This is a genomic window from Streptomyces sp. BBFR102 (genome assembly GCF_051397025.1).
Taxonomy (GTDB): Bacteria; Actinomycetota; Actinomycetes; order Streptomycetales; family Streptomycetaceae; genus Streptomyces.
Genome location: NZ_CP195757.1, coordinates 650618 through 663010, shown reverse-complemented (window position 1 = coordinate 663010; position 12393 = coordinate 650618). Strand labels below are relative to the sequence as shown.

Sequence of the window (12393 nt, the reverse complement as noted above, 5' to 3'; positions counted from 1 at the left end):
CTCGGGGAACGTGCCCCCACGGGCCCGGCAGCGTGAGCGCCGGGCCCGCGGACAGGCGGTCAGCCGTACGCGTAGAACCCCGACCCCGTCTTGCGGCCGAGCCGGCCCGCGTCGACCATCCGCTGGAGCAGCGGGGGAGCGGCGTACAGGGGCTCCTTGTACTCGGCGTACATGGAGTCGGCGACCGAGGCGACGGTGTCGAGGCCGATCAGGTCGGAGAGCTTGAGGGGGCCCATGGGGTGGGCGCAGCCGAGTTCCATGCCGTTGTCGATGTCCTCGCGGCTGGCGATGCCTGACTCGAACATGCGGATGGCGGAGAGGAGGTACGGGATCAGCAGCGCGTTGACGACGAAGCCGGAGCGGTCCTGGGCGCGGATCGCGTGCTTGCCGAGGAGCTTCTCCACGACGGCCTGGGCGCGGCTGATGGTGCCCTCGGAGGTGGTCAGCGCCGGGATCAGCTCGACCAGGCTCTGAACGGGAGCCGGGTTGAAGAAGTGGATGCCGATGACCTGGTCGGGGCGGCTGGTCGCCACGGCCAGCTTGACCAGCGGGATGGAGGAGGTGTTGGAGGCCAGGATGGCGTCCTCGCGGGTCACGACCTGGTCCAAGACCTGGAAGATCTCCGTCTTGACCTGCTCGTTCTCCACCACGGCCTCGATCACGAGATCCCGGTCGGCGAACTCGCCGAGGTCGGTGGTGAAGGTCAGCCGCTCCAGGGTCTCGGTCAGCTCGTCCTCGGTGATCTTCCCGCGCGCCGCAGCCTTGGTCAGGGAGTTCTGCAGGCGGGTGCGGCCGATCTCCAGGGCCTCGCCGGTGGTCTCGGCGACCATCACGTCGAGCCCGGAACGGGCGAACACCTCGGCGATGCCCGCTCCCATCTGGCCGCAGCCGACTACGCCGACGCGTGCGATATCCGCCATCGAGTCCGTCCCTCGTGTCTCTCGCTGATCTTCGGACCGGCTACGTCCAGTTGGGCGGACGTAGCCGGAACGCTGAACGTTACTCCGGACGAGTGCTCCTGTGGCGAGGTGGGGCGCCATCTCCGGCCTGCGGGAAGCCGCATACATGGGCAAATGTCAGGAAGTGCTCAAGTGGTGTGGAACGGGGTGTGCGGGGTGGCCTGGAGCGTGCTGGCACCGGCCTCGCGCGGGGTACGTGGGTGGAGTGGTTCCGGGGTGAGGGAGGGCGGCTGTGAGTATCCGCACCCCTCCGCGTGGGGCCGGTGGGGCCTGGTGCGCCGGTGATCGGTGGCGTTCCGTGGCGGCGGCGCCGCGCAGGGTGCCGGCGGCACGCGCGCGCGGCGCCTCGGGGCGATCGGTCGCGGTCGCCCCCGGCAGACCGCACTTCTGCGCCGAGCCGCCCGCCGTCCACCGGGGCCTCGGCCGCGACGCGCCCGCCGGGACGGCCGAGATCGCCGAAGGGGCCCGCCGGCCGGGTGCGGCCTGTGCTCAGGCGTCACCCGTCGGTGCGGGCCGTCCCGGGAGGGCGGCCGGTGCCTTCGTCATCCGGCTGCGCGCGCCCCGTCCCCCCTGCGAACATCGCCGCGTGATCGACACCCGCGAACTCCTCGACGCCACCGCCCGCCACCCGCTGCCCTCGGGGTACGTCTGCTCCGCCGACCCCGGCCGCTTCGACGCGGACCTCGTCCACCGCTGGCTCTCCACCGACGCCTACTGGGCGATGGGCCGCAGCCGCGAGGCCCAGGCCCAGATGCTCGCCGGGTCCCTGGTCTACGGGGTGTACGAGGAGGAGTCCGGCGCGCAGGTGGGATGCGCGCGGGTCGTCACCGACCTGGCCGCCTTCGCCTACCTCTGCGACGTCTACGTCGCACCTGAGGCCCGGGGGCGGGGTCTCGGTACGTCGTTCGTGGCCGCCGTCCTCGACGACGTGGTCCGACGGGCTCCGCAGGGCATGCGCCGCGTCCTGCTCACCACCGACGACGCCCACGCGGTCTACGCCAGGCTGGGCTTCACCCCGCTGGCTCGTCCCGAGCAGTGGATGGTGCTCGGCGGCTGATCGCGGCGAGCGGTGGGCCGTGGCGGACGCGGCAGCGGCATTCTTCCCCAACGCTTCATGGGGCAGGCCCTCTTGACCCCGGGCGCGATGCCCTCCACGATCGCCGCATGCATGTTCGGGTGACGCTCGTCACAGCACCGCTCGGTGCCTCGCGCCTCGCCGAGCGGTTCGCCGACGACCGCCCGCTGGACCAGGCCGCCTGGCACACCGTGCAGCTCGCCGCGCACGCCCTGGTCCCGCTCGCCGCCGCCGGCCTCCGCTACTGCTCCCCGACCCACCGCAGCCGGGCCACCGGCGACGCCCTGGGCTTCGCCCCGCTCGTCCAGCCCGCCCTCAGCGACTGGGACATGGGCACCTGGCGCGGGCTGACCCTCGGCGAGGTCGCGGCGCACGACCCGCTCGCCGTCGACACCTGGCTCCGCGACCCCCGCGCCGCACCGCACGGCGGGGAGAGCCTGCTCGACCTCGTCACCCGGGCCGGCGGCTGGCTCGACACCCGCCCCTTCGAGGACGGGGGCGCCCTGGCGGCCGTCGCCGAACCCGCCGTCGTCCGCGCCCTGCTGGTCTACGCCCTCAACGCACCCCCGGCCGCCTACTGGAACGTCGACCCCGGCCCCCTGTCCGCCGTCACCCTCACCGGCCACCCCGGCCGCTGGAGCCTGCGGCTGGAAACCCCGCGCTGAGCGGACCGAACTGCTATCTTCACCGGGGTGATCATCTGGCTGAACGGCACCTACGGCGCGGGCAAGACCACCACCACCCGCGAACTGGCCGCCCTCCTGCCCGGTTCCCGGGTCTTCGACACCGAGTCGGTGGGCGCCCTGCTCGGCCCGGTCCTCGTCTCCGAACCGGTCGGGAACTTCCAGGACTGGCCGCCGTGGCGCGGCGTGGTCGTCGCCACCGCCGCCCAGGTCCTCCGGTACACCGGGGGCACCCTGCTCATCCCGCAGACCGTGCTCAGTGAGGAGTACTGGGCGGAGCTGTCGGCGGGCTTCGCCGAGCAGGACGTACCGGTCCGGCACGTCCTGCTCCACTGCGACCCCGACGCCCTCACCCACCGCATCCGCACCGACACCGCACCCGAGAGCGCCACCGCCGGGCCCTGGCGCCTGCGCCACCGCGAGCCGTACCGCGAGGCCCTGCCGTGGCTGCGCCGTAGCGCCGAGGTGATCGACACCACCCACCTCACCCCGGCTCAGGCGGCGGCGGTGATCGCGGCGGGCGGGGGCGACTGACGGTCCGTACGGGATGAGCGGGACGGCCGGGCCCAGCGTGCCGCCACCCACGGGCGGCGACGCCTGGAGGGCGCCCGCCTCGACGCCCGATGCCCTCGGGGCAGGAGGGGAGAGGACGGTTCGGGCCCACCCCCGCGGCCAGCGGAATCATCGGGCCTGGCCTCGGCGTCACCGCCGGCGTCGTGCGGGCGGGTGAGCCGGGGGCCGTCGCGGGGGTGACCGCGAGCCCGGGGACGGCGCGGGGCCGAAGGCCGAAGCCCGCCAGGAAACGGCCCGGGAGCTGGGTGCTGGCCGGCACGCCCAGCCGGCCGGCAGGATCACCGGGCCGGTGCCGAGCGGACCGAAGGCGCGACGGGGACGCTCCCCGCGCCGGATCCGCGCACCCGGCGGTGCCACCGGCGGGGCCAGCGCCGGAAAACAGCTTGGTTTCCGTGGTCGCCGGTGGTGGGGTCCAGCCATGGACACCCCGCAACGCACCGCCGCCCCCGCCACTGTGAGCCCCGAGGAACTCCGGGCGTACTACGACCTCCGCATGCGCCGCCAGCTGCGCCCCGACGGGCCCGGCGCCGTGGTCGAGCACGTCGGGGAGAGCCTGCGGCAGACCGGCGCGCCCGATGCCTGGGACGGTGTGGTCTGGTCCGGGCTGGACGCCGCCGAGGCCGACGCCGTCATCGCCGAGCACGTGGCCCACTTCGCGGCCCTCGGCCGGAGCTTCGAGTGGAAGCTGTACGGGCACGACCGGCTGCGCCCCGCCGCGGGCCGCCCCGGCGAGGACGCCGAGGGGCTCGCGGCCCGGTTGCGCGCCGCGGGCTTCGTCGCCGAGCCGACGGAGAGCCTGATGGTGGCTGAGGCCGACCGACTGCCGCACCGGGTCCCGCTGCCCGAGGGGACCCGGCTGCACCGCCTGAGGGACCCCGACGAGGCCGGCCTGGTCGCCGAGGTCCACCAGGCCGCCTTCGGCGACGACCCGGCGCGGACCCGTGCCTGGGTCCGCGCCCTGCTCACCGACCGCGCCGCCACCAGCGCCGTCCTGGTCGTCCTCGACGGCGACCGGCCGCTCAGTGCGGGCCGGCTGGAGTGGGAGGCAGGAGGGGAGTTCGCCGGACTGTGGGGCGGCGGCACCGTCCCGGCCGCCCGGGGCCTGGGCCTGTACCGGGCCCTGGTCGCCGAACGCGCGCGGATCGCCGCCGAACAGGGTGTGCGCTGGGTCCAGGTCGACGCGACCGAGCAGAGCAGGCCCATCCTGGACCGCCTGGGCTTCGGCACGCTCACCACCACGACCCCCTACGTGTGGACGCCGCCGGCCCGAGCCGTCTCCCGCTCCGGCTGACCACCGGCAGGTCGCGCGCGGTGGCGGGGGCGCGGGGCCGCGCCTAGCGTGAGGCTGCGGCGGCCCGCACCGTCCCGCGCGGCCGCCGGGGAAGAACCCGCGGCCGCCCCGGGAAAGGACACCCGATGAGCCCAGTCGCCGCCGGGCGCCGCGCGCCTGGGCGGAGCGCCCCGTGAACCTCACCGTCTTCGGCGCCACCGGCCGCGCCGGCCGCGCCCTGCTCAGCGCGGCCGGCGCCGCGGGCCTGGCCACCACCGCACACGTCCGCGACCCCGCCCGTCTCGCGGGGGCCCCCGCCGGGCGCGTCGTCACCGGGTCGGTCTTCGAACGCGACACCGTCCTGGACGCCCTCGACGGCGCCGACGCCGTGGTCGTCGCCTTCGGCCAGCGCCGCCGCGAACGCCGTACCCCGCTCTACGCCCAGGGCACCCGCAACGTCGTCGACGCCATGCACCTGCTCGGCGTACCCCGGCTGCTGGTCGTCTCCGAGGCCGCCTACGGCGACCATGTGCAGGGTGCCGTCCAGCGCGGGCTGGCCAAGCTGTACGGCACCGTGGCCGCCCCGGCCGTACGAGGCCGTCGGGAACAGGACGCCGTGGTCACCGCGAGCGGCCTCGACTGGACCGTGGTACGGCCCACCCTGCTCACCGAAGGGCCCGCCCGGGGCCACCGACCGCCCTCCCTCGCACCGCGCCGGGCCGACGCGTACCGCCTCACCTACGCCGACCTGGCCGAGCTGATCCTCCAGGCACTGCCCGACCCCGCCACGTACCGGCGCAGCCTCTACCCCTGACGAGGCGCGGAGGGCCCCTTCGAACAGAGGGGCCCGACGAGATATCTTGATGTCGAGCAATGTTGCAGACGTGGAGCGGAGCACCGGTGACTGACTCGACCATCATCTATACGCACACCGACGAGGCCCCGGCCCTGGCGACGTATTCGTTCCTGCCGGTCGTGGAGGCGTACGCCTCCACGGCGGGTGTCACGGTGGAGCGCCGTGACATCTCCCTGGCGGGACGGATCATCGCGAGCTTCCCCGAGCGTCTCGCCGAGGGGCAGCGCATCGAGGACGCCCTCGCCGAGCTCGGCGAACTCGCCAAGACGCCGCAGGCCAACATCATCAAGCTGCCGAACATCTCGGCCTCCATCCCCCAGCTCAAGGCGGCCATCGCCGAGCTCCAGGGGCAGGGTTACGCGCTTCCGGACTACCCGGACGACCCGAAGACGGACGAGGAGAAGGACGTCCGCGCCCGGTACGACAAGGTCAAGGGCAGCGCCGTCAACCCGGTCCTGCGCGAGGGCAACTCCGACCGCCGCGCCCCCGCCTCGGTGAAGAACTACGCCAAGGCCCACCCGCACCGCATGGGCGCCTGGACGGCCGACTCCAAGACCAACGTCGCCACCATGGGCGTCGACGACTTCCGGGCCACCGAGAAGTCCGCGGTGATCGCCGAGGACGGCGCCCTGCGCATCGAGCTGGTCGGCGACGACGGCTCCACCACCGTGCTGCGCGAGTCCGTCCCCGTCCTGGCCGGCGAGGTCGTCGACGCCTCCGTGCTGCGCGTCGCCGCCCTGCGCGAGTTCCTGACCGCGCAGATCGCCAAGGCCAAGGCCGAGGACGTGCTCTTCTCCGTGCACCTCAAGGCGACGATGATGAAGGTCTCCGACCCGATCATCTTCGGCCACGTGGTCCGCGCCTTCTTCCCGAAGACCTTCGCCCAGTACGGCCCGGCGCTCGCCGCCGCCGGCCTCAGCCCCAACGACGGTCTCGGCGGCATCTACAAGGGCCTGGAGAGCCTGGCCGACGGCGCCGAGATCAAGGCGTCCTTCGACGCCGAGCTGGCCGAGGGCCCGGCGCTCGCCATGGTCGACTCCGACCGCGGCATCTCCAACCTGCACGTCCCGAGCGACGTCATCGTGGACGCCTCCATGCCCGCGATGATCCGCACCTCCGGCCACATGTGGGGCCCGGACGGCGAGGAGGCCGACACCCTGGCCGTCCTCCCGGACAGCAGCTACGCCGGTGTCTACCAGGCCGTCATCGAGGACTGCCGCGCCAACGGCGCCTACGACCCCTCCACCATGGGCTCGGTGCCGAACGTCGGCCTCATGGCGCAGAAGGCCGAGGAGTACGGCAGCCACGACAAGACCTTCGAGGTGCCCGCCACCGGCACCGTCCGCGTGGTCGACACCAAGAGTGGCGAGGCCGTCCTGGAGCAGACCGTCGGCGCCGGCGACATCTTCCGGATGTGCCAGACCAAGGACGCGCCCATCAAGGACTGGGTGAAGCTCGCCGTCACCCGCGCCCGCGCCACCGGCGACCCGGCCGTCTTCTGGCTGGACGGGGACCGCGCCCACGACGCGCGCCTCATCGAGAAGGTCCAGGCGTACCTGCCGGAGCACGACACCGAGGGTCTGGAGATCAAGATCCTCTCGCCCGTCGAGGCGACCCGCTTCTCCCTGGAGCGCATCCGCCGCGGCGAGGACACCATCTCCGTCACCGGCAACGTGCTGCGCGACTACCTGACCGACCTCTTCCCCATCCTGGAGCTGGGCACCAGCGCCAAGATGCTGTCGGTCGTCCCGCTGATGAACGGCGGCGGCCTCTTCGAGACCGGCGCCGGCGGCTCCGCCCCGAAGCACGTCCAGCAGCTCGTCAAGGAGGACTACCTCCGCTGGGACAGCCTCGGTGAGTTCCTCGCCCTGGCCGTCAGCTTCGAGCACCTCGCGCAGACCACCGGCAACGCCCGCGCCCAGGTGCTGGCCGACACCCTGGACCGCGCCACCGGCACCTTCCTCAACGAGGACAGGTCGCCCAGCCGCAAGCTCGGCGGCATCGACAACCGCGGCAGCCACTTCTACCTCGCCCTGTACTGGGCGCAGGAGCTGGCCGCCCAGACCGACGACGCCCAGCTCGCCGAAGCCTTCGCGCCGCTGGCCGCGACCCTCGCCGAGCAGGAGGAGACGATCGTCGCCGAGCTGGCGGCCGTCCAGGGCAAGCCGGTCGACATCGGCGGCTACTACCAGCCCGACCCGGCCAAGGCCGAGGCCGTGATGCGCCCGTCGAAGACGCTCAACCAGGCCATCGCCACCCTGGCCTGACCCCGTACGGTCCCCGGACCGCACAGGGACGCCGCCCCGTCCCGGACCTGGAGTCCGGGGCGGGGCGGCGTCGTTCGCGGGGGCGGCGGCACGGCGAGGGCGCGGCCCGGGCGGACCGCGCCCTCGCGCCTCGCCTGCGCGCGGGTCAGTCCTCCGCGCGCGCCTGCTTCTCCGCGCGGGCCGCGTCGCGCTCCTTGATGCGGACGGCCTCCTTGCGGACCTCGGCCTGGGTGGCGCGCTCCTTCTCCAGCCACTCGGGGCGCTCGTCCTTCAGCGCGTCGATCTGCTCGGTGGTGAGCGCCTCGGTGACGCCGCCCCGGGCCAGCCCGGCGATGGAGACACCCAGTTTGGCGGCGACCACCGGACGGGGGTGGGGGCCGTCGCGCCGCAGGTCACGCAGCCACTGGGGCGGGTCGGACTGGAGGGCGTCGAGTGCGGCCCGCGAGACGGGCCCCTCCTGGAACTCACTGGGGGTGGCCGGGAGGTACACACCCAGTTTCTTCGCCGCGGTCGCGGGCTTCATGGTCTGGGTGCTCTGGTGCGAGGTCATGCCGACCAGGGTATCCAGCATGTGCGCCTGCTCCGAACCACCCGCTGACCAGCACCCGGCGCCGGGCGGCCGGCAGCGGCCGGTGACCCGTGAGTGGGACATCACTCACTTCGGGCGCACTGCCCCGGCCCTCACCGCCACGGCCTCCGCGAACTCCACGCGCCCGGCGCCCGGCCCGGGCACGGTGGCGCGGACGCCCGGAACCGGCCGGTAGCCTGGCCCGGTGACAAGCACCGAAGACCGGCCCGCCGCCGACGCGTCCCCTTCCTTCCGGCTCGCGTTCGTCCCCGGCGTGACGCCCGGCAAGTGGGTGCGGATCTGGCAGGAGCGGTTCCCCGCCATCCCGCTCACCCTGGTGCAGGTCCCGGCGCCCGACGCCGCCGCCCTGCTGCGCGACGGCGGGGCGGACGCGGCGCTGCTCCGGCTGCCGGTCGACGGCGCCGACCTCAGCGCCATTCCCCTGTACACGGAGACGACGGTGGTCGTCGTGCCGCAGGACCACCTGCTCACCGCGCTGGACGAGGTGCCCGTCGCGGAACTGGCCGAGGAACTCGTCCTCCACCCGCTCGACGACCCCCTGGAGTGGGAGCACCCGCCGGGCCTGCCCGCGGTCGAACGCCCCGCCACCACGGCCGACGCGATCGAACTGGTGGCGGCCGGGGTCGGCGTGGTGGCCGTGCCGCAGTCCCTGGCCCGCCTGCACCACCGCCGCGACCTCACCTACCGGCCGCTGCTGGACGTACCCGTCTCCCGGGTCGCCCTCTCCTGGCCGGAGGAGCACACCACGGACCTGGTCGACGCCTTCATCGGCATCGTCCGGGGCCGCACCGCCAACAGCACCCGGGGCCGCCTCCCCGCCACCCCGGCCCCGGCCAGGCCGAGGGGGAAGGGCACCGACGCCAAGTCCGCCCCGCGCAAGGGCGCGGCCAAGTCCGGTTCCGGCGGGAAGAACCCGCGCGGCACGGCGGGCGGGCCGAAGGGGGCCAAGGGCGGCAAGGCGTCCGGGGGAGCCAGGGGCGCCAAGCGGGGGAAGCCGCGCCGCAGGTCGTAGGCACGCCCGGTGGCGTCCGGGGCCTGTCGGCGTACCGCTACGGGGTGGGCGCGAGGTCGAGGCGCCAGACGACCTCGACGCCGTTCTCCCCGGGCGCCGTCGGGCCGCCTTCCGTCGGGCCGCGACTGATCTCGGTGAAGCCGAGCCGCCGGGGCACGGCCCCGCTGGCGGAGTTGGCCTCGTCGTGGCGGACGGCCAGGTGGTCCACGCCGGGCAGCGCCCGCGCCGCTGCCACCAGCGCGCCGACGGAGCGGGTGACGAGTCCCCGGCCCGTCCACGCCGGATGGAGCCAGTAGCCGATCTCCAGCCCGCCCGGCCCGATCCGCCGCATCAGCCCGCAACTGCCGAGCACCGCCCCGTCGACGGTCAGGGCGTACGAGTACGCCCGGCCGCTCTCCCACTCCTCGTCGCAGCGGCCCAGGTACTCCTCGGTCTCGCGCGGACCCTGCCCGGCCGCCCAGGGCATCCAGGGCGCCAGGTGCTCCCGCGACTTCGAGACCGCCCGGTGCAGCGCGTCGGCGTCCTCGCGGCGCCAGCGGCGCAGTTCGGCGGGGCGGGCGGAGAGGAGCTCAGGGGGTGCGGCGTCCATGCCGGGGATACTCCCGCAGCCTCCTCGCCCCGTGCAACGGGGTTTGCCCCGGCGCCGGGCCCGCACCGGTCCAGTGAGGCGACGGCGAGCCGTGACCGGCACAAAGGCGCAGAGCCGCCGGGTGAGCGGCCCGGCCGCATCCAGCGGTCGCGCGCCGGCCCGCCGAGGACGCGGCCGCCCGGCGACGCGCCGGGGGCGGGCCGGAGCCGCGCGCCCCCGGGTTCGCCTCAGCGCGTGCCTTCGCGCATCCGCAGAAGGTACGTGGCGGTCAGCGCGACGGCCCGGTCCTCGTCGTGCGACAGCTCCGCGAGGGCGCGGGTGGCCACCGGCCCCGGGATGTCCGCCAGTGCCTGCGTCAGCCGCCCACGTGCCGGGGCCCGGGTGGCGGTGTCCGCGAGGCGGGCGGTCACCGCCCCGGCCACCCGGTCCGCCGTCGCCTCGTCGGACGCCAGCACGCCCAGCGTGTCGGCCGCGTCCGTGTCCCGGTGCCCCGCCACGACCATGTCGAGCAGCGCCGGCACCGCCTCGGCCTCGCCGCGCGCCCCCAGCGCCAGCGCCGCGTACCCCCGTACCACCGCGTCCGGATGCCCCAGGGCCTCCCGGAGTCGCCCGGCGGGAGTCCGGCCCGGCAGCCCGGCGAGGGTCTCGGCGGCCCTCTCCCGCACCGCCGCCTCCGGCGAGCCGAGCGCCTGGGCCAGCAGCTCGGCCGCGCCGCCGTCCGACCGCGCCAGCGCCCAGCTCAAGGCGCCGGCGACATTCGGCTCCGGCTCGCTCAGCACCGCCTCGACCAGGGCCTCCACCGGTACCGCCACCGCCTCGCCCGAGGAGAGGGCCGCCCGCTGGCGCGCGTCGGCGCTCGTCGACCCCAGCGCCTGGAGCAGAGCGACGACCCGCAGGGCGTCCTCCCAGTCGGCCGGGTCCGCCGCGTCGATCCGCCGCAGCCGCGTCAGCAGCTCCGTCTCCGCCGCGATCCGCGCCCGGGTCTGCCGGATGAGGTCGCCGACCAGCGCCGAGGGCGTGAAGCCGGGGTCGTCGAGGGCCCGGCCGACCTCCCGCAGCGACAGCCCGAGCGAGCGCAGGCTCTCGATGTGCAGGATGCGGCGGATGTCCGCGCCGGAGTACTCCCGGTAACCGGAGCCCGTACGGCCCGAAGGACGTACCAGCCCCAGCGACTCGTAGTGCCGGAGCATGCGGGCGCTGACCCCGGAGCGCCGCGCCACCTCACCGATCAGCACGGGCCCATCATCCCTCCGGCCCGGACCCGCCGAGAGCCACGACCCGCTTGGCCTCCTCGACCGCGCCCTCGAACCCCGAGTCCGGGTCACGCAGCAGCCGCTCGGTGGCGAGCGCGTGCGCCCGCACCTCCGGGTCCGCCGCTTCCCCCGCCGCCCGCAGCGCGGGCGCGGTCACCTCGCCCAGCGCGACCAGCGCCCGGCTGAGACTGCGCCGGGTCTCCAGCGGGCCGCGCCCGAGCCGCGTCACCAGCACCGCGCCCAGCGCGGCCTCCTCCCCCTCGGGCACCAGCACGACCGCGGCCCGCCAGGCGCTCCGCGCCACCTCGTCGTCGGCGTCGGTCAGCAGGGCCCGGGTGATCGCCGGGTACGCCCGCGCGTCCCTGGTCTTGGAGAGCGTGTGCAGCGCCTGACTGCGGGCCTGCGCCCGCTCAGAGCCGAGTTCGTCCAGCAGCGCGGGGAGCGTGAGGGCGACCGGGTGGCGGGTGAGCGCCCAGGTCAGCATGTCCCGTACGGAGAAGTCCGGCTCGACGGCGCACCGCTCGACGAGCGCGCCGACGAAGCCCGGCGCGGGCGCCGAGCCGACCGCGAGAGCCGCGCGCAACCGCACCGACGCCCGCTCGTCCGCCAGCCCCCTCAGTGCCCGCGCCGTGTTCCCGTCCTGTCCCGTGGCCGTCATCGAGACCACCTCCTCGCCGGCAGTGAAGACCTTGTCACCGTGGCAAGGTCAAGCGCGGTGGGGGCGGGTCAGGCCGGTGGCCGGTCCAGCCGCGCGGCCACCGCGTCGAGCACCCACTCCAGGCCGGTCGTGAAGGAGGTCCCGGCGTCCACCTCCGTGCCCTCGTGCCAGGGCCGGGAAGCGGCCCGTGGCCAGCGTCCGCGTCACATGCGGACCCTGGGCCGGCTGCCACTCGCGGTCGGACAGGCCCGAGGCGCGCTCGGCTCGCAGGGCACCGACCTCGCGCCGGATCTCGCGCCGATGACGTACGAGCTGACGGTCTCCACGGCGCGCAGGGCGGTGTCGATGTCGGTGACGCCGGCCAGTGCGGCCAGGGTCGATTCGGTCAGCGCGAGGCCGTTCGGGCCCAGCGCCGGGCGGCCGCCGAGCAGTTCGGCCAGCCATTCGTGCCGCAGGCCCGCCTCCCGGGTGCGGTGGGCGAGGCCGCGCAGCGCTTCGCGCCAGTCGTCCGGCGGCTCAGAGGGAAGGATCTCCGCCTGGACCTCGTCCCTCATCAGCCGCCCGGGGCCGCCGCCCACTCCGTTGCATAAACGTGCACCTATGCGTATA

The 12393-nt window shown here is 74.9% G+C and carries 12 protein-coding genes and 1 pseudogene; 7 read left to right on the top strand and 6 right to left on the bottom strand.

Features of this window, described 5'->3' with window-relative positions; all coding sequences use genetic code 11:
* Positions 1-59: 59 nt before the first annotated feature.
* Positions 60-920: a 3-hydroxybutyryl-CoA dehydrogenase gene (locus ACSLIC_RS03070; RefSeq protein ID WP_436736118.1), complete on the bottom strand. Its 861-nt coding sequence runs from the start codon at positions 918-920 to the stop codon at positions 60-62.
* Between the two features lie 625 nt (positions 921-1545).
* On the opposite strand from ACSLIC_RS03070, the gene ACSLIC_RS03065 reads away from it, so the two are divergent.
* The 6 genes from ACSLIC_RS03065 to ACSLIC_RS03040 all read left to right on the top strand — a co-directional run bounded on the left by ACSLIC_RS03065 (position 1546) and on the right by ACSLIC_RS03040 (position 7683).
* The gene (locus ACSLIC_RS03065) at positions 1546-2016 is read left to right on the top strand and encodes a GNAT family N-acetyltransferase (RefSeq protein WP_436736117.1); all 471 of its coding nucleotides are present in this window, start codon (positions 1546-1548) and stop codon (positions 2014-2016) included.
* Positions 2017-2123: 107 nt separating this feature from the next.
* Positions 2124-2699 (top strand): histidine phosphatase family protein, encoded by a 576-nt coding sequence (locus ACSLIC_RS03060; RefSeq protein WP_436736116.1) that lies wholly within the window; start codon positions 2124-2126, stop codon positions 2697-2699.
* Positions 2700-2726: 27 nt separating this feature from the next.
* The gene (locus tag ACSLIC_RS03055) at positions 2727-3251 is read left to right on the top strand and encodes an AAA family ATPase (RefSeq protein WP_436736115.1); all 525 of its coding nucleotides are present in this window, start codon (positions 2727-2729) and stop codon (positions 3249-3251) included.
* Between the two features lie 457 nt (positions 3252-3708).
* Positions 3709-4581, top strand: a complete 873-nt coding sequence (locus ACSLIC_RS03050) for a GNAT family N-acetyltransferase (protein WP_436736114.1) — start codon at positions 3709-3711, stop codon at positions 4579-4581.
* A 172-nt stretch (positions 4582-4753) separates the two neighbouring features.
* Positions 4754-5374 carry an NAD(P)-dependent oxidoreductase gene (locus tag ACSLIC_RS03045; RefSeq protein WP_436736113.1) on the top strand — a complete coding sequence of 207 codons (621 nt, stop codon included), beginning with the start codon at positions 4754-4756 and terminating at the stop codon, positions 5372-5374.
* Positions 5375-5460: 86 nt separating this feature from the next.
* Positions 5461-7683, top strand: a complete 2223-nt coding sequence (locus tag ACSLIC_RS03040; protein WP_436736112.1) for an NADP-dependent isocitrate dehydrogenase — start codon at positions 5461-5463, stop codon at positions 7681-7683.
* 145 nt (positions 7684-7828) lie between these two features.
* Here the strand turns inward: ACSLIC_RS03040 and ACSLIC_RS03035 are convergent, their stop codons facing one another.
* On the bottom strand, positions 7829-8254 hold the full coding sequence (locus tag ACSLIC_RS03035; RefSeq protein ID WP_436736111.1) for a DUF5997 family protein: 426 nt from the start codon (positions 8252-8254) through the stop codon (positions 7829-7831).
* Positions 8255-8456: 202 nt separating this feature from the next.
* Between ACSLIC_RS03035 and ACSLIC_RS03030 the strand changes: the two genes are divergently transcribed.
* Positions 8457-9284, top strand: a complete 828-nt coding sequence (locus tag ACSLIC_RS03030) for a LysR substrate-binding domain-containing protein (protein ID WP_436736110.1) — start codon at positions 8457-8459, stop codon at positions 9282-9284.
* A gap of 37 nt (positions 9285-9321) precedes the next feature.
* On the opposite strand, the gene ACSLIC_RS03025 is transcribed toward ACSLIC_RS03030, so the two are convergent.
* From ACSLIC_RS03025 to ACSLIC_RS03010, 4 genes and pseudogenes are all read right to left on the bottom strand, one after another.
* Positions 9322-9873, bottom strand: a complete 552-nt coding sequence (locus tag ACSLIC_RS03025; protein ID WP_436736109.1) for a GNAT family N-acetyltransferase — start codon at positions 9871-9873, stop codon at positions 9322-9324.
* A 227-nt stretch (positions 9874-10100) separates the two neighbouring features.
* The gene (locus ACSLIC_RS03020; protein WP_436736108.1) at positions 10101-11108 is read right to left on the bottom strand and encodes a MerR family transcriptional regulator; all 1008 of its coding nucleotides are present in this window, start codon (positions 11106-11108) and stop codon (positions 10101-10103) included.
* A gap of 7 nt (positions 11109-11115) precedes the next feature.
* Positions 11116-11784 carry a HEAT repeat domain-containing protein gene (locus ACSLIC_RS03015; protein WP_436736107.1) on the bottom strand — a complete coding sequence of 223 codons (669 nt, stop codon included), beginning with the start codon at positions 11782-11784 and terminating at the stop codon, positions 11116-11118.
* A gap of 68 nt (positions 11785-11852) precedes the next feature.
* Positions 11853-12341, bottom strand: a pseudogene (locus ACSLIC_RS03010) (TetR/AcrR family transcriptional regulator C-terminal domain-containing protein); the annotation flags it as partial.
* Positions 12342-12393 lie beyond the last annotated feature (52 nt).

Coding starts and splice junctions, on each gene's coding strand:
- ACSLIC_RS03025 (WP_436736109.1), bottom strand. CDS start 9,873: ATGGACGCCGCACCCCCTGAGCTCCTCTCCGCCCGCCCCGCCGAACTG.
- ACSLIC_RS03070 (WP_436736118.1), bottom strand. CDS start 920: ATGGCGGATATCGCACGCGTCGGCGTAGTCGGCTGCGGCCAGATGGGA.
- ACSLIC_RS03060 (WP_436736116.1), top strand. CDS start 2,124: ATGCATGTTCGGGTGACGCTCGTCACAGCACCGCTCGGTGCCTCGCGC.
- ACSLIC_RS03050 (WP_436736114.1), top strand. CDS start 3,709: ATGGACACCCCGCAACGCACCGCCGCCCCCGCCACTGTGAGCCCCGAG.
- ACSLIC_RS03035 (WP_436736111.1), bottom strand. CDS start 8,254: ATGCTGGATACCCTGGTCGGCATGACCTCGCACCAGAGCACCCAGACC.
- ACSLIC_RS03015 (WP_436736107.1), bottom strand. CDS start 11,784: ATGACGGCCACGGGACAGGACGGGAACACGGCGCGGGCACTGAGGGGG.